The organism is Streptomyces sp. NPDC026515 (genome assembly GCF_055567595.1).
This window is the reverse complement of record NZ_JBVHQD010000015.1, coordinates 123,730-144,319: the sequence shown is the minus strand read 5'-3', so window position 1 is coordinate 144,319 and position 20,590 is coordinate 123,730. Positions and strand designations below refer to the sequence as shown.

Here is a 20,590-nt window from a genome sequence, read left to right as displayed (position 1 = left end):
GGGCTCCTGGGCACCGTCCCGGGGGCCCCTTCGTCATCGCCGGGACCGTAGTGCCCCCCGCGGGGGGCACTGGGGAACTGCGCGACAAGCCGCTGCGCGCCCGCACGCGCCCGCGCGCCCGTAGCACCACGGCGAGTACCCGTCCGGCCACCGCCGGGGGCTCTACGCCCCCGGCGAACAGCCCTCTTACCGGGATTCCCCGAAGGGACCATCGCGTTAGGGTCCATGAGTACGAGGGCAGCCAAGCCCCCGGCTACGGAAACGTGAGACGGCCCGGCGCCGTCGTAAGACGAGCAGGTGGATACGTGACGAATCTGATGCCCTCCGCCGCCGGCGAGCCTTCCTTCGGTGGTGGCCTCGGCGACCAGGTCTACAACCGGCTGCTCGGCGAGCGGATCATCTTCCTGGGCCAGCAGGTCGACGACGACATCGCCAACAAGATCACCGCGCAGCTGCTGCTGCTCGCGGCCGATCCCGGCAAGGACATCTACCTCTACATCAACAGCCCCGGTGGTTCGGTGACGGCCGGCATGGCGATCTACGACACCATGCAGTACATCCCGAACGACGTGGTGACCATCGCGATGGGCATGGCGGCCTCGATGGGCCAGTTCCTGCTCACCGGCGGCGCCGCGGGCAAGCGCTTCGCGCTGCCGCACGCCGACATCATGATGCACCAGGGCTCCGCGGGCCTCGGCGGTACCGTCTCGGACATCAAGATCCAGGCCGAGTACCTGCTGCGCACCAAGAAGCGCATGTCCGAGCTGACCGCGCAGCACTCCGGCCAGACCGTCGAGGCGATCGTCCGCGACGGCGACCGCGACCGCTGGTTCACCCCGGAAGAGGCCAAGGAGTACGGTCTCATTGACGAGATCATCACGCATGCCTCCGGTGTTCCGGGAGGCGGCGGCACCGGCGCCTGAGACCAGGCCCCGCCACGCCACGCTCCGCCGAGACTCCAGCCCCCCGAACGCCACCAGGACGGTGAACACCCTCATGAGCAACATTCCCGGCGCCGCTGACGCCCGCTACGACGGGCCCCGGCCCGACGCCCGCTACGTCATCCCGCGCTTCGTCGAGCGCACCTCCCAGGGCATCCGCGAGTACGACCCGTACGCGAAGCTCTTCGAGGAGCGCGTGATCTTCCTCGGCGTCCAGATCGACGACGCCTCCGCCAACGACGTCATGGCGCAGCTGCTGTGCCTGGAGTCGATGGACCCCGACCGGGACATCTCGATCTACATCAACAGCCCGGGCGGCGACATGACCGCCCTCACGGCGATCTACGACACGATGCAGTTCGTCAAGCCCGACATCCAGACGGTCTGCATGGGCCAGGCGGCCTCCGCCGCCGCGATCCTGCTGGCCGCCGGCACGCCCGGCAAGCGCATGGCGCTGCCGAACTCCCGGGTGCTGATCCACCAGCCCGCCGGTTCCACCGGCCGCGGCCAGCTCTCCGACCTGGAGATCATCGCCAAGGAGTTCACGCGGATGCGTGACCAGCTGGAGACCATGCTGTCCAAGCACTCCAACCGGCCGATCGAGCAGGTCCGCGAGGACATCGAGCGCGACAAGATCCTCACGGCCGAGGAAGCCCTCGACTACGGCATCGTGGACCAGATCATCTCCACCCGGAAGATGAACAACGCTGACGTCCGCTGACAGAGGATGTAGTCTCTGCCGCCCTTGGCCCGGTTTGACCGCGGGCTCGGCAAGGTGCACGTCAAAGTGAACCGTGCCAAGGGGGGCCCGTACGAGGGGCCCGGCAAGGTACCGTCGACATAAGGCAGCACCAGGAGCCGCTGGATTCGAAAGAGTCCAGGCGTCTCCCAGGCGAAGGGGAAGCACACCGTGGCACGCATCGGTGACGGCGGCGATCTGCTCAAGTGCTCGTTCTGCGGCAAGAGCCAGAAGCAGGTCAAGAAGCTCATCGCAGGGCCCGGTGTGTACATCTGCGACGAGTGCATCGACCTCTGCAACGAGATCATCGAGGAGGAACTCGCCGAGACGAGCGAGGTGCGCTGGGAGGAACTCCCCAAGCCCCGCGAGATCTACGAGTTCCTGGAGGGCTACGTGGTCGGCCAGGAGGCCGCCAAGAAGGCCCTCTCGGTCGCGGTGTACAACCACTACAAGCGGGTCCAGGCCGGCGAGAACGGCGGCGGCCAAAGCCGCGAGGACGCCATCGAGTTGGCGAAGTCCAACATCCTGCTGCTGGGGCCCACCGGCTCCGGCAAGACGCTTCTGGCGCAGACCCTGGCCCGCATGCTGAACGTGCCGTTCGCGATCGCCGACGCGACCGCGCTGACGGAGGCGGGCTACGTGGGCGAGGACGTCGAGAACATCCTCCTCAAGCTGATCCAGGCGGCCGACTACGACGTCAAGAAGGCCGAGACCGGGATCATCTACATCGACGAGATCGACAAGGTCGCGCGGAAGAGTGAAAACCCGTCGATCACCCGGGACGTCAGCGGCGAGGGCGTGCAGCAGGCCCTGCTGAAGATCCTGGAGGGCACCACCGCGTCGGTCCCGCCGCAGGGCGGCCGCAAGCACCCGCACCAGGAGTTCATCCAGATCGACACGACGAACGTGCTGTTCATCGTGGGCGGCGCCTTCGCGGGCCTGGAGAAGATCATCGAGTCACGGGCGGGCGCCAAGGGCATCGGCTTCGGCGCGACCATCCGCTCCAAGCGCGAGCTGCAGTCCAAGGACCAGTTCGAGGACGTCATGCCCGAGGACCTGGTGAAGTTCGGCATGATCCCCGAGTTCATCGGCCGGCTGCCCGTCATCACCTCGGTCCACAACCTGGACCGCGAGGCCCTGCTCCAGATCCTGATCGAGCCGCGCAACGCGCTGGTCAAGCAGTACCAGCGCCTGTTCGAACTCGACGGCGTGGAGCTGGACTTCGAGCGCGAGGCGCTGGAGGCCATCGCCGACCAGGCCATCCTCCGCCAGACCGGCGCCCGCGGCCTGCGCGCCATCATGGAAGAAGTCCTCATGTCCGTGATGTACGAGGTCCCGTCCCGCAAGGACGTGGCCCGCGTGGTCATCACGGCCGACGTCGTCCACTCCAACGTCAACCCGACCCTGATCCCGCGCGACGCGCGCGGGCGCGGCGCGGGCGAGCAGAAGTCGGCATAGCCGTACCGGTCGTAGCGAGGAGGGGCGCCCGCGAGCTTCGCGGGCGCCCCTCCTCGGTGTCTCAGGCGACCGTCAGGCCTTGACGCGGACGTCGTCGCGGAGCTTGGCGGTCAGGGAGGCGGTGTCGTCCATCGAGCCGCTCTTCCCGGTGGCGATGGCGGCCAGATCGTAGGCGAACACGTAGGCCACCGTGCTGTGGTCGCCCCACACGCAGAACGGCATCGTCGTGGACTTGCCGGTGGAGCTGTCCTTGGACTCGATCTCCTGGCACTTCATGATGCCGTCGAAGCCGGCGGGCTTGAACGTCCGGGGCTCGCCCACGAGCTTGCCCTCCGAGTCGCTCTTCGCGCTCTCCGCCTTGGTCTCGGCGAACATCGCGTCGACGGTCTTCCCGGGATCCTCGATGGTGCCGTACACCCCGCTGAACGTCAGGGACTTGGCCGTGAGACCCGAGCCCTGCACGTAGCTCGCGCTCACGTCCTTGGGGTCGTGGATGCCCCACGCCTCGGCGTCCTTGACGTCGGACGAGGTCAGCTTGCCCGATTCGGAGTTGCCCTGCTTCTTGTAGGCGCCGTCGATGACCACCGCCGGCGCCGTCAGCTTGTGCGGCCCGTCGTCGGCGACCGAGCCGGCGCTGCCGCCGCTGTTGCCGAGTGCGAAGTACGCGCCCACCGCGATCGCCGCCACCACCGCGACCGCCCCGATGATCAGGCCCGTCCGCTTCTTCCCGGCGCCCGGAGCCGGTGGCTGCGGAACGCCGTAGGGCTGCTGGCCGTACGGAGGCTGGCCGTAGGGCGGCTGCTGCTGGCCGTACGGGTTCTGCTGCGGCGGGACGGGGGCGCCCTGGGGCGGATAGCCGTAGCCCGGCTGCGGCGGCTGCCCCGGGGGCTGCTGGGGGTAGCCGTAGCCGGGCTGGGGCGCCTGCGGCTGGCCGTACGGACCCGGCTGCTGTCCGTAGGGTCCCGGCTGCTGCGGCGGCCCCCCGTACGGGCCCGGCTGGTTGTGACTCATCTCTGGGTTCCCCTCCAGATGCTTATGTGTTCCTGACATCCTGGCTCAGCCGCCGGGGACGCACGGCACGGGGGTGCGCACCGTTACAGAACAAACGCGTTTCGGTACAGCCCTGAGACACCTCTAAACTGAGCGCCGTGACCGAGAATGCTCAGCAGCAGCCCACAGCGCCCAGCACCGAACTGCCGACCCAGTACGCGCCGGCCGACGTAGAGGGGCCGCTGTACGAGCGCTGGGTGGAGCGCGGTTACTTCGCGGCCGACGCCAAGAGCGACAAGCCCGCGTACACCATCGTCATCCCGCCGCCCAACGTCACCGGCTCCCTGCACCTGGGCCACGCCTTCCAGCACACGCTGATGGACGCGCTGACCCGCCGCAAGCGCATGCAGGGCTTCGAGTCGCTGTGGCTGCCCGGCATGGACCACGCCGGTATCGCCACCCAGAACAAGGTCGAGCAGCAGCTCGCCGAGGAGGGCAAGTCCCGCCAGGACCTCGGCCGCGAGGAGTTCGTCGAGCGGGTCTGGCAGTGGAAGGAAGAGTACGGCGGCAAGATCCTCGGCCAGATGCGCCGGCTCGGCGACGGCGTCGACTGGGACCGTGAGCGCTTCACCATGGACGAGGGCCTGTCCAAGGCCGTCCAGACCATCTTCAAGAAGCTCTACGAGGACGAGCTGATCTACCGCGCCGAGCGCATCATCAACTGGTGCCCGCGCTGTCTGACGGCCATCTCGGACATCGAGGTGGAGTACCAGGAGGACGACGGCGAGCTGGTCTCCATCAGGTACGGCGAGGGGGAGGAGACGCTGGTTGTCGCCACCACCCGCGCGGAGACGATGCTCGGCGACACCGCGGTCGCCGTCCACCCCGACGACGAGCGGTACAAGCACCTGGTCGGCAAGCGCATCAAGCTCCCGCTGACGGACCGTACGATCCCCGTCGTCGCCGACACGCACGTCGACCCGGAGTTCGGCACGGGTGCCGTCAAGGTCACCCCGGCCCACGACCCGAACGACTTCGCGATCGGCCAGCGGCACGGCCTCGAGTCCATCACCGTGATGGACGAGCGGGCCGTCATCACCGTCCACGGGCCCTTCGCGGGCCTGGACCGCTTCGAGGCGCGGTCCGCGATCGTCGCGGCGCTGCGCTCGCAGGGCCGGATCGTCGCCGAGAAGCGGCCCTACGTCCACAGCGTCGGCCACTGCTCGCGCTGCGGCACGACCATCGAGCCGCGGCTGTCCATGCAGTGGTGGGTCAAGGTCGGCCCGCTGGCCAAGGCCGCCGGCGACGCGGTCCGCGACGGCCGGGTCAGGATCCACCCCGAGGACATGTCGAAGCGGTACTTCGACTGGGTCGACAACATGCACGACTGGTGCATCTCGCGCCAGCTGTGGTGGGGCCACCGGATCCCGGTCTGGTACGGCCCGGACGGCGAGGCCGTCTGCGTCGGCCCCGACGAGCAGCCGCCCGGCACCGAGGCGGAGGGCTGGAAGCAGGACACCGACGTCCTGGACACCTGGTTCTCCTCCGGCCTGTGGCCCTTCTCCACCCTCGGCTGGCCCGAACAGACCGCGGACCTGCGGAAGTTCTACTCGACCGACGTCCTGCTCACCGGCCACGACATCATCTTCTTCTGGGTCGCCCGGATGATGATGTTCGGCCTGTACGCGATGGACGGCGAGGTTCCCTTCCGTACCATCGCGCTGACCGGCCTGGTCCGTGACGAGCGCGGCAAGAAGATGTCGAAGTCGTTCGGCAACGTCGTCGACCCGCTGGACTGGATGGACAAGTACGGCTCCGACGCCGTCCGCTTCACCCTGGCCCGCGGTGCCAACCCCGGCACCGACGTCCCGATCGGCGAGGACTGGGTCCAGGCCTCCCGCAACTTCGCCAACAAGATCTGGAACGCGACCCGGTTCGCCCTGATGAACGGCGCCACGGTCCAGGGCCCGCTGCCGGACCCGTCCGAGATGTCGGCGACGGACCGCTGGATCCTGTCCCGCCTCAACAAGACGGTCGCCGAAGTCGACGCGTTCTACGACGACTTCCAGTTCGCGAAGCTGTCCGACGCCCTCTACCACTTCGCGTGGGACGAGGTCTTCGACTGGTACGTCGAGCTGTCGAAGACGACGTTCCAGGCGGGCGGCCGGAGCGCCGAGGTCTCCCAGCGGGTCCTGGGCGAGGTCCTCGACGTCACCCTGAAGCTGCTCCACCCGGTGGTCCCCTTCGTCACGGACACCCTGTGGACCACCCTCACGGGCGGCGAGTCGGTCGTCGTCGCGCGGTGGCCGTCCGACAGCGGCTTCCGCGACGAGGCGGCGGAGAAGGAGATCGAGAGCCTCCAGTCGGTCATCACCGAGGTCCGCCGCTTCCGCGCCGACCAGGGCCTGCAGCCCGGCCAGCGGGTCCCGGCCCGCCTCGCCCTCGACGGCACGGCACTCGCCCCGCACGAGGCGGCCATCCGCCAGCTGCTCCGCCTCCAGCCGGAGGGCGACGCCTTCGCGGCCACCGCCACCCTCCCGGTCGCCGGTGCCACGGTCGCCCTCGACCTCTCCGGCACCATCGACGTGGCGGCGGAGCGCAAGCGTCTGGCCAAGGACCTCGCGGCCGCCGAGAAGGAGAAGGCCCAGGCGACGGCCAAGCTGGGCAACGAGGCGTTCCTCGCGAAGGCCCCGGACAACGTGGTGGACAAGATCCGCGGCCGGCTGGCCAAGGCGGACGAGGACATCGCCCGTATCCAGGCCCAGCTGGAGCGCCTTCCGCAGGCCTGACCCCCGCCAGGACCCCGCAGGCGTCCGGCAGCCCGTGCTCCGGGCCGCCGGACGCCTGCGCGTTTTCCGCCGCCACCAAGCGCCGACCGGCCATCGCCCTACAATCCAAATGTAGGGACATAGCCTTGATGTCCCGTTGTGACGCGATGTGGCGGAGGGAACGCCCGCATGCTGCGCAGGGGCCGAACGAAGACACCTCCGCAAGGGGGACTGGTTGCCCTGACGGCTGTCACGGGCGCCCTGCTCGCCGTTTTCATCGGCATCGTCTTCCTGATGCTGGTGTGGGCCCTCCAGGACGCCCGCGGCTCCTTGGGGGCCGCCCGCGCCGACCGCCCGGCACTGGACCAGGCCGGGGCGGTGCAGAAGGTCGTGCTCGACATGGAGGGCGGGCAGCTGGGCTACGTCATCACCGGGCAGGACGAGTTCCTCAAGCCGTGGCGGGCGGCACGGGCCGAGTTCCCCGTGCAGGCGCAGCGGCTCGTGGACGTCAGCTCCACCACCGGCCAGCGGCGGCTCGCCCAGCAGATCCGGCAGTCCGGGCAGTCCTTCATCGACGACTATTCGGTGCCGCTCGTGGACGCGGTCAGACGCGGCGATCCCTCCGTGAGCAGCACGGCACGCACGCGGGAGGGCAGACAACGGGTCGAGGAGCTGCGCAGCCGGCTCAGGGATTACCTGGGCGGCGAGCGCGTCGGCATCGACCAGCAGGAACACGCCCTCGAAGACCGGATGGACCGGCTGGCCATCGGGGCGTCCGCCGGTGTCGCCGGGGCGGTCGTGCTGATCGTCGGCTACGGCGCCTACGTGACCCGGATGATCGTCTGGCCGGTGCGCAGGATGGCCGGCACCGCGACCCGGCTGGCCGCCGGGGACCTGAGCGCGCGGGTGCCGCCCTCCGGCAGGCGGGAGATCGGGCAGCTGGAGACGGCGTTCAACACCATGGCCGCCTCCCTGGAGAAGAGCCACCGCAGGCTCAGACTGCTCTACGACGCCGGAACGGCCGTGGGTAACACCCTCGACGTGCGGCGGACCGCCGACGAACTCGTCCGGGTCGCCGTCCCCCGCTTCGCCGACCACGTCACCGTCGACCTGGCGGCGGCCGTCCTGGCCGGTGCCGAGCCGGAGGACGCCGACGGCTCGGTGCTGCGCCGGGTCGCCCGGGGCGGCATCCGCGACGATCCGCCGCTGGACCCCGTCGGCGCGCCGGCGGCACCCGGCCGGGCCGCCCCAGGCACCGGCGCGGCCCTCCACTCCGACCTGAGCGCCGCCCCCGCCGCGTGGGCCACCGACACCCGGTGCGCGGACCGGCTGCTCGCCTACGGCATGGGCTCGCTGATCACCGCGCCGCTGTCGGCGCAGGGCGTCCCGATGGGTGTGATCGCCTTCTGGCGGACCCGGAACTCCCCGCCGTTCGAGGAGGACGACCTCTCCGACGCCGAGGAACTCGCCGCGAAGACCGCGGCCGCCATCGACAACGCGCGGCGCTACACCCGGGAGCGCGAGACCGCGCTGACCCTCCAGCACAGCCTGCTCCCGCACGGCCTGCCCGAGCGCCCGACCGTCGAGGTCGCCTACCGCTACCTCCCCACCGGCACCCGGGCCGGAGTCGGCGGCGACTGGCTCGACGTGATCCCGCTGTCCGGCACCCGGGTGGCCCTGGTCGTCGGGGACGTCGTCGGCCACGGCATCCAGGCCTCGGCCACCATGGGCCGGCTGCGCACGGCGGTCCGCACCCTCGCCGACGTCGACCTGCCGCCCGAGGAACTCCTCACCCACCTGGACGACCTCGTCCTCCATCTCGACGACGGCGCCATGGAACCGGCCGGAGAGGTCGGCTCGACCTGCCTGTACGCCGTCTACGACCCGATCTCGCGGCGCTGCTCCCTGGCCAGCGCGGGCCATCCGCTGCCCTTCGTGATCACCCCGCAGGGCGCCGTGGAGAAGGCCCCCGGACAGGCCGGACCGCCGCTCGGGCTCGGCGGACTGCCGTTCGAGACCACCGAACTGGACCTCGCCCAGGGCACCACCCTCGCGCTGTTCAGCAACGGCCTGGTGCACTCCCGCAACCTCGACCTCAGCCAGGGCCTCGACCGGCTCCGCCGCGCCCTGGCGACCCCGGGTGCGTCCCTGGAGGCGACCTGCGACCACGTGGTGGCCACGCTGCGCACCGGCGAACCCGCCGACGACGTCACACTGCTGCTGGCCCGCACCCACACCCTGCCCTCCGACCGGGTGGCCACCTGGGAGGTCCCCGCGGACCCCGAGCACGTCGCCCGGGCCCGCGCCCTGACCACCGGCCAGCTCGGCGCCTGGCAGCTGGACGACCTGTCGTTCACCACCGAACTGGTGGTCAGCGAGCTGGTCACCAACGCCATCCGCTACGGCGGCTCCCCGATCCAGCTGCGGCTCATCCGGGACACCACGATGCTGATCTGCGAGGTCTCCGACGGCAGCAGCACCGCCCCCCACCTGCGGCGGGCCCGCGTCTTCGACGAGGGCGGCCGAGGCCTGCTGCTGGTCGCCCAGCTCACCCAGCGCTGGGGCACCCGGCAGACCTCCGCGGGCAAGACCATCTGGTGCGAGCAGGCCCTGCCCGCCGCCGATGCCGCCCAGCCCGCATAGCCCTCCTGGGCCGCCGGGCGGGTGCCGGGCTCCGTAGACTGGTGCCGTGAGTGATCTGCCGCCGCGCGACCCCCATGACAGCTTCGACGAGCACGCCGAGCACGCCGAGCCCGACGAGAACGCCGAGAACCTCGAAGACGCCTTCGAGGGCATCGTCGCGGCCGAGACCGACCGCGACCCCGACCTCGCGGTGATCGAGGCCGGCAGCCGGACCCTGCGTACCCAGGGCGGCACGCCGCAGGCCGATGTTCCGGCCCGCCCCGAGGATCCCGAGGTCGACCGGGCCCTGCGCGAGGTGGAGACGGAGCTCGCGACCCGCTGGGGCGAGACCAAGCTGGAGCCGTCGGTCACCCGGATCGCCGCCCTCATGGACGTCCTGGGCGACCCCCAGCGTGCGTACCCCTCGATCCACATCACCGGCACCAACGGCAAGACCTCCACCGCCCGGATGGTCGAGGCCCTGCTGGGCGCCTTCGACCTGCGCACCGGCCGCTACACCAGCCCCCACGTGCAGTCGATCACCGAGCGCATCAGCCTCGACGGCGCCCCGATCTCCGCCGAGCGCTTCATCGAGACGTACGACGACATCAAGCCCTACGTCGAACTGGTCGACTCCCGGCAGGAGTACCGGCTCTCCTTCTTCGAGGTGCTCACCGGCATGGCGTACGCGGCGTTCGCGGACGCCCCCGTCGACGTCGCCGTCGTCGAGGTCGGCATGGGCGGCTCCTGGGACGCCACGAACGTCATCGACGGGGACGTCGCCGTCGTCACCCCCATCGACCTCGACCACACCGACCGGCTCGGCGGGACCACCGCCGAGATCGCGGGCGAGAAGGCCGGGATCATCAAGCAGGACGCCACCGTGATCCTCGCCCAGCAGCCGGTGGACGCGGCCCAGGTGCTGCTGAAGAAGGCCGTCGAGGTGGACGCCACGGTGGCCCGGGAGGGCCTGGAGTTCGGGGTGGTCGCCCGCCAGGTCGCCGTCGGCGGCCAGGTGCTCACCCTGCGCGGCCTCGGCGGCGAGTACGACCAGGTCTACCTCCCCCTGCACGGCGCCTACCAGGCTCACAACGCGGCCGTCGCGCTGGCCGCCGTGGAGGCGTTCTTCGGGGTCGGCTCGCAGCGCCCCGAGCCCCTCGCCGTGGACACGGTCCGCAAGGCGTTCGCCGCGGTCACCTCGCCGGGCCGGCTCGAAGTCGTACGGAGCTCTCCCACCGTCGTGCTGGACGCCGCGCACAACCCGGCCGGTGCCCGCGCCACCGCCGAGGCGGTCGGCGAGGCCTTCGACTTCAGCCGGCTGATCGGCGTGGTCGGGGCCAGCGGCGACAAGGACGTCCGGGGCCTCCTGGAGGCCTTCGAGCCGATCTTCGCCGAGGTCGTCGTGACCCAGAACTCCAGCCCCCGCGCGATGGACGCGGACGAACTGGCCACGGTCGCCGTCGAGGTGTTCGGCGAGGACCGGGTCCAGGTCGAGCCGCGGCTGCCGGACGCCCTGGAGGCCGCGATCACGCTGGCCGAGGAGGAGGGCGAGTTCGCGGGCGCGGGGGTGCTGGTCGCCGGCTCGGTCATCACGGTCGGCGAGGCCCGCCTGCTGCTGGGGAGGGCCTGACCATGCGGACACTCTGCTCCTCCACCCTGATCGGCGAGTTCTTCGTCATCGGCTTCGCCGCGCTGGTCGCCATGAAGGACCCCGACCTGTCCACGGCCACGGTGTGGCTGGTCAGCGGCATCGCGATGGTCCTCTGCGTGGCCCTGTGCGGTGTGGTCACCCGGCCCGGCGGCATCGCCTTCGGCTGGGCCCTGCAGATCGCGCTGATCGCCTCCGGCGTCTTCGTGCCGACGATGTACTTCATGGGCGCGGTCTTCGCGGCCCTGTGGTGGGCGTCGGTGCACTACGGCCGGAAGATCGACGCGGCGAAGGCCCGTTTCGCGGCACAGGCGGACCCGGCGCCCCGGCCCTCGGCCCCGGGAGCTGACACTGCGTGACGGGCGCCCGGACCAGCCCTGTAGCCTCTCCTCACCGCACACGTAAGTACCGCGAAGGAGCCCTCACGTGACTCAGCGCACCCTCGTCCTGCTCAAGCCCGACGCCGTCCGGCGCGGCCTGACCGGCGAGATCATCGGCCGTATCGAGCGCAAGGCCGACTGGCGGATCACCGCGCTGGAGCTGCGCTCCCTGGAGCGGGCGACGCTGGAGCAGCACTACGCCGAACATGTCGGCAAGCCGTTCTACGAGCCGCTGGTCGAGTTCATGGCCTCCGGCCCGGTCGTCGCCCTGATCGTCGAGGGCGAGCGGGTCATCGAGGGCATCCGCGCGCTGGCCGGCCCCACCGACCCGATCGCCGCCGCGCCGGGCTCCATCCGCGGCGACTTCGGTGTCATCGTCCGCGAGAACCTGATCCACGCGTCCGACTCCGAGGAGTCCGCGGAACGCGAGATCAAGATCTTCTTCCCGGGCCGCGCCTGACTCCGCGGGCCGGGCCCGCCTTCCAGGGCCGCGCCTGACTCCCTCGGTCGGGGCACCGTAGAGTTTCCGTAGAATTTTCTGACGGGCCGTCAGTCCAGTGCGCCGTCCGGCCTGGGACGGTCGAATGATTTCGGCCGTCCTTCGGCATATGCGTGCCGATCGGGGGAACGAGTGCCCCCGTCGGACCGTCTCCACAAGCGAGTCGGCCCTGTACGTGATGACAATGGCGAAGACCCTCGCGCAGTGTTCGTGCAGGCGCGTCTACGATGTAAGCCTTCACGTCACAGCAGCCACTTCGCCGACCTGAAATGCCCTCAAAAGCTCCCGGGAAGGCCAGACGAATCCTGATGGGGAACTCAATGTCGTTCATCGGCCGTGACATGGCTGTCGACCTCGGGACCGCCAACACGCTGGTGTACGTCAGGGGTCGCGGGATCGTACTCAACGAGCCGTCCGTCGTCGCGATCAATACGAACACCGGTGGAATTCTGGCAGTCGGCGCGGAAGCGAAGAAGATGATCGGGCGCACGCCCGGCAACATCGTCGCCGTACGGCCCCTGAAGGACGGCGTGATCGCCGACTTCGAGATCACCGAGCGGATGCTCCGCTACTTCATCCTGAAGATCCACAAGCGGCGCTACCTGGCGCGGCCGCGGGTCGTCGTGTGCGTGCCCTCCGGTATCACCGGTGTCGAGCGCCGCGCGGTGATCGAGGCGTCGTCGCAGGCCGGTGCCCGCCAGGTGCACATCATCGAGGAGCCCATGGCCGCCGCCATCGGCTCCGGCCTGCCGGTCCACGAGGCCACGGGCAACATGGTGGTGGACATCGGCGGCGGCACCACGGAGGTCGCGGTCATCTCGCTCGGCGGCATCGTCACCGCCCAGTCGATCCGCGTCGCCGGCGACGAGCTGGACAACGCGATCATCCAGCACATCAAGAAGGAGTACAGCCTCCTCCTCGGTGAGCGGACGGCCGAACAGATCAAGATCACGATCGGTTCGGCGTACGACCTGGACTCCGACGAGCACACCGAGATCCGCGGCCGGGACCTGGTGTCCGGGCTGCCGAAGACCGTGGTCATCTCGGCCGCCGAGGTCCGCAAGGCGATCGAGGAACCCGTCAACGCGATCGTGGACGCCGTCAAGACGACGCTGGACAAGTGCCCGCCGGAGCTCTCCGGCGACATCATGGACAGGGGAATCGTGCTGACCGGAGGCGGAGCGCTGCTGCGCGGTCTGGACGAGCGGCTGCGCCGGGAGACCGGCATGCCGATCCACATCGCCGAGGACCCGCTGGACAGCGTGGCGCTCGGATCCGGCAAGTGCGTCGAGGAATTCGAGGCGCTCCAGCAGGTCCTGGACGCCCAGCCGCGCAGATGACGTAACTCTTCGATTCCGCCGTACGAGATGATCCCCTCTCGTGCGGCGGATCGTTGATATGGAGGCATAGGCTCGCCCGCACGAGCTCCGCCCCCCGACTCACAAAAACAAGCTCCCGCAAGTTCTTGTCAAGTTCCTATTGAGGAAGGCACGGCCGCCGCACGTGAGGGACACGAAAGAGAGCCGGCTGCTCCTGGTGCTGCTGATCGCCATCGCGTTCGCGTTGATCACGGTGGACATCCGGGGCGGCAGGAACTCCCCGGTCGACGGCGCCCGGCAGGCCGCGGCCGCGGCCTTCGGCCCGATCGAGAACGGCATGTCGACGGTGGTGGACCCGGTGGGCAACGCCGTCTCCGCCGTCCGCGACTCCGACGAACGGCACGACCGGCTGGCCCGGCTGGAGAAGCAGAACGCGACCCTCAAGGCGAAGCTCGGCAGCGACGACCGCAACCGCAGCCGCCTCAACCAGCTCGACAAGATGCTGAAGATGGCCGGAGAGGGCCAGTACGGCATCAAGGGCGCGCAGGTCATCGCCATAGGGTCGGCGCAGGGCTTCTCCTGGACCATCACCATCGACGTCGGCGCCAACGACGGCATCAAACGCGACATGACCGTGCTGAACGGCAGCGGCCTGGTCGGCCGCGTGACCACGGTCGGCCCGGACGCGGCCACCGTGCTGCTCGCCAACGATCCGGACTTCACCGTCGGCACCCGCATGGAGGGCAGCGACGAGCTCGGCTTCGCCTCCGGACAGGGCGACCGCCCGCTGCGTGTCGAGCTCCTCAACGGCAAGGCCGAGGTGAAGAAGGGCGACCGGCTCGTCACCTTCGGCTCCGAGGCGGACCGGCCCTTCGTGCCCGGCGTCCCGGTCGGCACCGTCTCCAGCGTCGACCCGTCCCACGGCGGCCTCACCCGCACCCTTTACGTCACGCCGTTCGTGTCCTTCACCAAGCTCGACATCGTCGGCGTGGTCGTCGAGGCACCGAAGAAGGACCCGCGCGACGAGGTGCTCCCGGCCAAGCCGAAGCCGACGCCCATCCCGACGGTGACCGTCACGGTCACCCCGTCCGCGAGCGCGAGCGCGAACACGGGATCGGACTCGGGCACCGGCTCGGGTACGGACACCGGCACGAACTCGGGTACCGACGAGACCGACACCAACGACCAGCAGCGGTAGGAGCTGAATCCCTTCATGCGTGTCAACCGCATCCTGCTCTCCTCCGCCCTGGTCGTCGTCGCCCTGGTGATCCAGGTGAGCGTCCTCGCCCGCCTCCACCTGCCGGGCGCCGTCCCCGACCTGCTGCTGCTCACCGTCCTCGGCCTGGCCATGGTGTACGGCCATGTGGGCGGCGCCCTCGTCGGCTTCGGCGCCGGACTCCTCGCCGACCTCGCCCCGCCCGCCGACCACGCGGCCGGCCGCTACGCCCTGGTGCTCTGCGTCGTCGGGTACTGCGCGGGCCTGATCAAGCCGGAGAACGGCCGGCTGAGGTCCGCGACCGGGCCGATGCTCGTCGTGGTCGCCGCCGCCATCGGCTCCACCCTGCTGTACGCGGGTGTCGGCGCCCTGGTCGGCGACACCGCCGCCCGGCACGTCGGCATGACCAGCCTGCTGGTCACCGCCGCCCTCTACGACCTGCTGCTCGCCCCGTTCGTGGTCCCCGGCATCATGTGGCTGGCCCGCCGTGCCGACAGCGACCCGCTGGCGGAGGCCAACTCCGGTGGCAGAGCCGGTGACATCTCCTCCGGCTGGCTCTCCTCCGGCACCGGACTGCGCATCGGCGGCCAGCGCAGCGGTCTCGGCTCCCTGAGGGCAAGGGCCCGCACCCGCAGCGTCCGCGTCGGCCGCATCAAGGGGGTCAAGCGTCTGTGAGGGCAGGGGAGTTCACCCGGCGACCCGGCGGCGCCGCCCACAGCTTCGTCGTATATGACACAGACGTACGCCACGGAGAGGGGGAGGCAACCCAGTGACCAACATTCCCGAGACCGGTCGGACCCCACGGGTCCAGATCCGTCTCGTCGTCATCCAGATCCTGGTCCTCTCCCTGCTCGGCACCCTCGGCGGCCGCCTGTGGTACCTGCAGATCCGTGAGGGCGCCGAGTACCAGAAGGAAGCTTCCGGCAACCACGTTCAGCAGGTCGTCGAGCCCGCCGTACGCGGTTCGATCCTGGACGCGCGCGGAGTCCCCATCGCGGACAACGAGACCCGGCTGGTGGTCTCCGCCTCCCGTACCGACCTGCTCAAGCAGGCGGACGACGGCAAGGCGGTCCTCACCAAGCTCGCCGGCGTCCTCGGGATGAACCCCACCGACGTCATGCAGAAGGTCCGCCTCTGCGACGCCAAGACCCCGCAGCCCTGCTGGAACGGCTCCCCCTACCAGCCGATCCCGATCACCGACGAGGCCACCGCCAAGCAGGCCCTGCAGATCCGTGAGCGGGCCGAGGACTTCCCCGGCATCACCGCCGAGCCCGAGGCCGTGCGCCGCTACCCGGCCCCCGGCAAGGCCAACACCTCCCAGGTCCTCGGCTACCTCTCGCCGGTCACCGACGACGAGATCCAGCAGGCGCAGAACACCACCTCGCCCTACCTGCGTTCGGACATGGTCGGCCGCTCCGGCCTGGAGCGCGAGTACGACAAGGAACTGCGCGGCAAGGCCGGCGTCACCCGCTACGAGGTGGACAACCTCGGCCGGGTCATCGGCAAGGCCAAGTCCGACGCCGCCGAGCCCGGAGCCAACCTGGTCACCAGCATCGACTCCCGGGTCCAGCGGGTCGCCGAGTACGAGCTGGACAAGGCGATGAAGGTCGCCCGCCAGCAGTACGACAAGATCACCAGCCAGAACTACAAGGCCGACTCCGGCGCCGTCGTCGTGATGGAGGCCAAGACCGGCCGGATCGTCGCGATGGCCTCCGCGCCGACCTACGACCCGAACGTCTGGGTCGGCGGCATCTCCGCCAAGGACTACAAGGCCCTCACCGGCAAGAACTCCGACTACCCGTTGCTCAACAGGGCCATACAGGGTCAGGCGGCGCCCGGTTCGACGTTCAAGGTGGTCTCCACGGCCGCCGCGGTCCAGGCCGGCTACGTGTGGGACGGCGGCTACCCCTGCACGAGTTCGTACTCGGTGGGCGGCCAGGTCTTCAAGAACTTCGAGGGCGAGAACTTCGGCCCGATCTCCCTCGGCCGCGCCCTTGAGGTGTCCTGCGACACCGTCTTCTACGGCCTCGCCGACCGCGAGTGGAAGAAGGACGGCGGCATCAACCCGAAGAAGGGCGAGCCCAGGGACTGGTTCTTCAAGACCGCCCACCAGTTCGGCCTCGGCAAGGAGACCGGCGTGGACCTCCCCAACGAGGTCACCGGCCGGGTCCCCGACCGCCAGTGGAAGCTCGACTACTGGAAGGCCAACAAGGACGCCTGGTGCAAGTCCGGCAAGAAGGACGGCTCCTACGTCGAGAAGATCGAGTACGAGAACTGCCTCGAAGGCAACAAGATGCGTGAGGGCGACGAGATCAACTACTCCATCGGCCAGGGCGACACCCTCGTCACCCCGATCCAGGAGGCGATGATCTACGGTGCGGTCGCCAACGGCGGCACCGAGTACCAGCCGACCATCGGCAAGGCCGTCATCAGCGCCGACGGCAAGACCGTTCAGGAGATCAAGCCCAAGGCGGTGCGCAAGCTGCCCGTCAGCCAGGCCACCCTCAGGGGCATGGACGACGCCTTCGCCGGCGTCATCACCCGCGGTACCGCCGCCTGGAAGTTCGGCGGCTGGCCGCAGGACAAGATCGCCCTGCACGGCAAGACCGGTACGGCCGAGGTCTACGGCAAGCAGACCACGTCGTGGCTGGCCACCTACAGCAAGGACTACACGGTCATCATGACCATCGCCCAGGCCGGTACCGGTTCCGGTGCCTCCGGTGAGGCGGTCCGCAACATCTACAGTGCGCTGTACGGCGTCGGTGCCGACGGCTCCATCGACAAGAACAAGGCGCTGCTCTACACCCCGCAGCAGGGCCTGCCCAAGGTCCGCACGGATGGCACCATCGACTCGCCGAAGGTCTCCAAGGACCCGGTGAAGGACTTCCAGGCGACCCAGAAGGGCGACAAGCAGGACGGCGGCCAGCAGACCCCGGCCGCCACGTCCTCGCCGTCGGCGGGCAACCGTGACACCCGGAGGCGGGCGCGCAAGAGGGGAAGCCGGAGGATGCTGACGTGACGCACGTGTGTGGCGGGAGGGTCCCGGCGTGACCGGTGCCAACAGCTTCTCCGTCTCCGGATACGGTCCCGCGCGGGGCGGCTGGACCCGGGTCTTCGCCCGGGACTCGCTGGCCCGCCGCCTGGACTGGCCGATGCTGGCGGCGGCCCTGGCGCTGTCGCTGCTGGGCTCGCTGCTGGTGTTCTCGGCGACCCGCAACCGCACCGAGATCAACCAGGGCGACCAGTACTACTTCCTGCTCCGGCACCTGATGAACACCGGCATCGGACTCGCCCTGATGATCGGCACGGTCTGGATCGGCCACCGCCAGCTGCGCAACGCGGTGCCGATCCTGTACGGCCTGTCGCTGCTCGGCATCCTGGCCGTGCTCACCCCGCTGGGCTCCACCGTCAACGGCGCGCACTCCTGGATCGTGCTCGGCGGCGGCTTCTCGCTTCAGCCGTCCGAGTTCGTCAAGATCACGATCATCCTGGGGATGGCGATGATACTGGCGGCCCGGGTCGACGCCGGCGACAAGAAGTACCCGGACCACCGCACGGTCCTGCAGTCGCTGGGCCTGGCCTCGGTTCCGATCCTGATCGTGCTGCTGATGCCCGACCTCGGCTCGGTCATGGTCATGGTGATCATCATCCTGGCCGTGCTGCTCTCCTCCGGCGCCTCCAACCGCTGGATCTTCGGCCTGCTGGCGACCGGCCTGCTGGGCGCGATCGCGGTCTGGCAGCTGCACATCCTGGACGAGTACCAGATCAACCGCTTCGCGGCCTTCGCCAATCCCGACCTCGACCCCGCGGGCGTCGGCTACAACACCAACCAGGCCCGGATCGCCATCGGCTCCGGCGGTCTGACCGGCGCGGGCCTCTTCCACGGCTCGCAGACCACCGGCCAGTTCGTCCCCGAGCAGCAGACCGACTTCGTCTTCACGGTGGCGGGGGAGGAGCTGGGCTTCGCCGGCGCGGGCCTGATCATCGTGCTCCTGGGCGTCGTCCTGTGGCGCGCCTGCCGGATCGCCCGCGAGACGACCGAGCTGTACGGCACGGTCGTGGCGGCGGGCATCGTGGCCTGGTTCGCGTTCCAGGCGTTCGAGAACATCGGTATGACCCTCGGCATCATGCCGGTCACCGGCCTGCCGCTGCCGTTCGTGTCGTACGGCGGCTCGTCGATGTTCGCGGTGTGGGTGGCGGTGGGACTGCTGCAGTCGATCAGGGTGCAGCGCCCGATGTCGGCCTGACCGGGACGTCGGGAGGGCGAGACGTCACGAGGGTGAGCTGAACACGTCGTATCCGGCAAATGGGCCGTTCGCCGCTTGTTCACCTCACCCTCGTTTTTGTGCCACCTCTGATTCGCCCATTGCGCCCGCTGTCCCCGCGGCGCCGCGGCCATTAGATTCGGTTCATGGCGGATACGAAGCGTGAGATCGAGCGCAAGTACGAATCCGACGAGAGCGGACTGCCCGACCTGACCGGCGTCGCCGGCGTGGCGAACGTCGTGGACAAGGGCACCGCCGAACTCGACGCCACCTACCACGACACCTCCGACCTGCGCCTGGCCTCGGCCAGGGTCACCCTGCGCCACCGCACCGGAGGCACCGACGCCGGCTGGCACCTCAAACTCCCGGTCGCCCCCGGCATCCGCGACGAGATCCACGCCCCGCTCTCCGACGCTCTCCCCGACGAACTCGCCGGCCTGGCCCGCTCCCGGGTCCGCGAGGGCCAGCTGGTCCCGGTGATCCGCCTGCGCACCACCCGCGACATCCGTCACCTCGTCGACGCGGACGGCACCCTGCTCGCCGAGGTGAGCGTCGACCGCGTCCGGGCCGAGCGGCTCTTCGGCGGCGCGGGCAAGGCCCAGTGGACCGAGATCGAGGTGGAACTGGCCGACGGCGGCGACCCGGCCTTCCTCGACAAGGTGGAGAAACGATTGGGCAAGGCGGGGGTACGGCCGTCCAAGTCCGCCTCGAAACTGGACCGGGCCCTGTCCGAGACCAAGGGCGGCAAACCGCACCCGCCCAAGTCCGGCTCCGGCAGCCCCGTCACGGCCGGCGACCACGTCCTGGCCTACGTCCGCGCCCAGCGGGACGCGATCGTCGAGCTCGACCCCGCCGTGCGCCTGGACACCGAGGAAGGCGTCCACGACATGCGGGTGGCCACCCGCCGGCTGCGCAGCACCTTCCGCACCTTCGGCAAGGTCCTCGACCGCCAGGTCACCGACCCGGTCGCCGACGAGCTGAAGTGGCTGGCCGGGGAACTGGGCGTGGGCCGTGACCAGGAGGTCCTGGCCGAACGCCTGATGACGGCCCTGGACGAGGTCCCCGGCCGCCTCGTCTCCGGCCCGGTCCACGACCGCCTGCGGGCCTGGGCCGAGGCCGGTGAGCGCGGCTCCCGGGGCCGGCTCCTCGGCGTGCTGAACTCCCACCGCTACCTCGCCCTGCTCGACACCCTGGACGCCCTGGCCGCCGACCCGCCGCTGCGCGAGGCGGCCGCCGGGAACCCGGCGAAGGTCCTCGCCAAGGCCGTGCGCAAGGACTTCGCGAAGGTGACCGACCTGCTCGAGACCGCCATGGCCGAGCCCCCGGGCCACGACCGCGACCTCGGCCTGCACGACGCCCGCAAGAAGGCCAAACGCACCCGCTACGCCGCCGAAGCAGCCCGTCCCGCCCTCGGCGGCCCCGCGAAATCCCTGGTCAAGTCCATGAAGTCGCTCCAGTCCCTGCTCGGCGAACACCAGGACAGCGTGATGGCCCGCCAAACCCTGCGCGAACTGTCCGCGGTGGCGCACGCGGCCGGGGAGAGCGCGTTCACCTACGGCCTGCTGTACGGCCGCGAGGAGCGGCGGGCCGCGGCGGTGGAGGCGAGGACGCCCGGCGCCTGGCAGGAGATCAAGGAGGATGCGCCCGTCTGAACGCGCGTACGGGGGACACCGCCGGGCGCGCTACGCTGGATGACCACCCTCCCCCAGCCTCCGGCCGGGGGTGTCCCAGTCAGCTCACAAAGG

At 70.1% G+C, this 20,590-nt stretch carries 15 protein-coding genes; 14 read left to right on the top strand and 1 reads right to left on the bottom strand.

What is annotated here, in order from left to right; all coding sequences use genetic code 11:
• Positions 1-317: 317 nt before the first annotated feature.
• From ACZ4O3_RS29210 to clpX, 3 genes are all read left to right on the top strand, one after another.
• Positions 318-923: an ATP-dependent Clp protease proteolytic subunit gene (locus tag ACZ4O3_RS29210; RefSeq protein WP_362723412.1), complete on the top strand. Its 606-nt coding sequence runs from the start codon at positions 318-320 to the stop codon at positions 921-923.
• A gap of 73 nt (positions 924-996) precedes the next feature.
• Positions 997-1,662, top strand: a complete 666-nt coding sequence (locus ACZ4O3_RS29205; protein WP_362723399.1) for an ATP-dependent Clp protease proteolytic subunit — start codon at positions 997-999, stop codon at positions 1,660-1,662.
• 189 nt (positions 1,663-1,851) lie between these two features.
• Positions 1,852-3,138, top strand: coding sequence for an ATP-dependent Clp protease ATP-binding subunit ClpX (gene clpX / locus ACZ4O3_RS29200; protein ID WP_351319384.1), 1,287 nt, complete (start codon positions 1,852-1,854; stop codon positions 3,136-3,138).
• A 72-nt stretch (positions 3,139-3,210) separates the two neighbouring features.
• Here the strand turns inward: clpX and ACZ4O3_RS29195 are convergent, their stop codons facing one another.
• Complete coding sequence (locus tag ACZ4O3_RS29195) at positions 3,211-4,149, bottom strand: hypothetical protein (RefSeq protein ID WP_362728786.1); 939 nt, start codon at positions 4,147-4,149, stop codon at positions 3,211-3,213.
• A 137-nt stretch (positions 4,150-4,286) separates the two neighbouring features.
• Here ACZ4O3_RS29195 and ACZ4O3_RS29190 point away from each other — a divergent pair, with 137 nt between their 5' ends.
• The 11 genes from ACZ4O3_RS29190 (at position 4,287) to ACZ4O3_RS29140 (ending at position 20,497) form a co-directional block, all read left to right on the top strand.
• Positions 4,287-6,917 (top strand): valine--tRNA ligase, encoded by a 2,631-nt coding sequence (locus ACZ4O3_RS29190; RefSeq protein ID WP_467725050.1) that lies wholly within the window; start codon positions 4,287-4,289, stop codon positions 6,915-6,917.
• Positions 6,918-7,085: 168 nt separating this feature from the next.
• Positions 7,086-9,539 (top strand): SpoIIE family protein phosphatase, encoded by a 2,454-nt coding sequence (locus ACZ4O3_RS29185; RefSeq protein WP_467725048.1) that lies wholly within the window; start codon positions 7,086-7,088, stop codon positions 9,537-9,539.
• A gap of 46 nt (positions 9,540-9,585) precedes the next feature.
• Complete coding sequence (folC, locus tag ACZ4O3_RS29180; protein ID WP_467725046.1) at positions 9,586-11,148, top strand: bifunctional tetrahydrofolate synthase/dihydrofolate synthase; 1,563 nt, start codon at positions 9,586-9,588, stop codon at positions 11,146-11,148.
• 2 nt (positions 11,149-11,150) lie between these two features.
• Complete coding sequence (locus ACZ4O3_RS29175) at positions 11,151-11,525, top strand: DUF4233 domain-containing protein (RefSeq protein ID WP_362718437.1); 375 nt, start codon at positions 11,151-11,153, stop codon at positions 11,523-11,525.
• A gap of 67 nt (positions 11,526-11,592) precedes the next feature.
• The gene (gene ndk / locus ACZ4O3_RS29170; protein WP_351691096.1) at positions 11,593-12,006 is read left to right on the top strand and encodes a nucleoside-diphosphate kinase; all 414 of its coding nucleotides are present in this window, start codon (positions 11,593-11,595) and stop codon (positions 12,004-12,006) included.
• Between the two features lie 359 nt (positions 12,007-12,365).
• Positions 12,366-13,385: a rod shape-determining protein gene (locus tag ACZ4O3_RS29165; RefSeq protein ID WP_004001297.1), complete on the top strand. Its 1,020-nt coding sequence runs from the start codon at positions 12,366-12,368 to the stop codon at positions 13,383-13,385.
• A 163-nt stretch (positions 13,386-13,548) separates the two neighbouring features.
• Complete coding sequence (gene mreC / locus ACZ4O3_RS29160) at positions 13,549-14,562, top strand: rod shape-determining protein MreC (RefSeq protein ID WP_467725045.1); 1,014 nt, start codon at positions 13,549-13,551, stop codon at positions 14,560-14,562.
• A gap of 15 nt (positions 14,563-14,577) precedes the next feature.
• On the top strand, positions 14,578-15,255 hold the full coding sequence (mreD, locus tag ACZ4O3_RS29155; RefSeq protein WP_467725043.1) for a rod shape-determining protein MreD: 678 nt from the start codon (positions 14,578-14,580) through the stop codon (positions 15,253-15,255).
• A gap of 94 nt (positions 15,256-15,349) precedes the next feature.
• Positions 15,350-17,599, top strand: a complete 2,250-nt coding sequence (mrdA, locus tag ACZ4O3_RS29150) for a penicillin-binding protein 2 (protein WP_362718445.1) — start codon at positions 15,350-15,352, stop codon at positions 17,597-17,599.
• Between the two features lie 28 nt (positions 17,600-17,627).
• Positions 17,628-18,827, top strand: coding sequence for a rod shape-determining protein RodA (gene rodA, locus ACZ4O3_RS29145; protein WP_362718448.1), 1,200 nt, complete (start codon positions 17,628-17,630; stop codon positions 18,825-18,827).
• Positions 18,828-18,991: 164 nt separating this feature from the next.
• The gene (locus tag ACZ4O3_RS29140; RefSeq protein WP_467725040.1) at positions 18,992-20,497 is read left to right on the top strand and encodes a CYTH and CHAD domain-containing protein; all 1,506 of its coding nucleotides are present in this window, start codon (positions 18,992-18,994) and stop codon (positions 20,495-20,497) included.
• The last annotated feature ends 93 nt before the right edge of the window (positions 20,498-20,590 follow it).

Bases quoted from the DNA above. Each gene is read 5' to 3' on its own strand.
- ACZ4O3_RS29185 (WP_467725048.1), top strand. From the start codon at position 7,086: ATGCTGCGCAGGGGCCGAACGAAGACACCTCCGCAAGGGGGACTGGTT.
- ACZ4O3_RS29195 (WP_362728786.1), bottom strand. From the start codon at position 4,149: ATGAGTCACAACCAGCCGGGCCCGTACGGGGGGCCGCCGCAGCAGCCG.
- ACZ4O3_RS29140 (WP_467725040.1), top strand. From the start codon at position 18,992: ATGGCGGATACGAAGCGTGAGATCGAGCGCAAGTACGAATCCGACGAG.
- ACZ4O3_RS29210 (WP_362723412.1), top strand. From the start codon at position 318: ATGCCCTCCGCCGCCGGCGAGCCTTCCTTCGGTGGTGGCCTCGGCGAC.
- ACZ4O3_RS29165 (WP_004001297.1), top strand. From the start codon at position 12,366: ATGTCGTTCATCGGCCGTGACATGGCTGTCGACCTCGGGACCGCCAAC.
- ACZ4O3_RS29175 (WP_362718437.1), top strand. From the start codon at position 11,151: ATGCGGACACTCTGCTCCTCCACCCTGATCGGCGAGTTCTTCGTCATC.
- mreD (WP_467725043.1), top strand. From the start codon at position 14,578: ATGCGTGTCAACCGCATCCTGCTCTCCTCCGCCCTGGTCGTCGTCGCC.
- ACZ4O3_RS29205 (WP_362723399.1), top strand. From the start codon at position 997: ATGAGCAACATTCCCGGCGCCGCTGACGCCCGCTACGACGGGCCCCGG.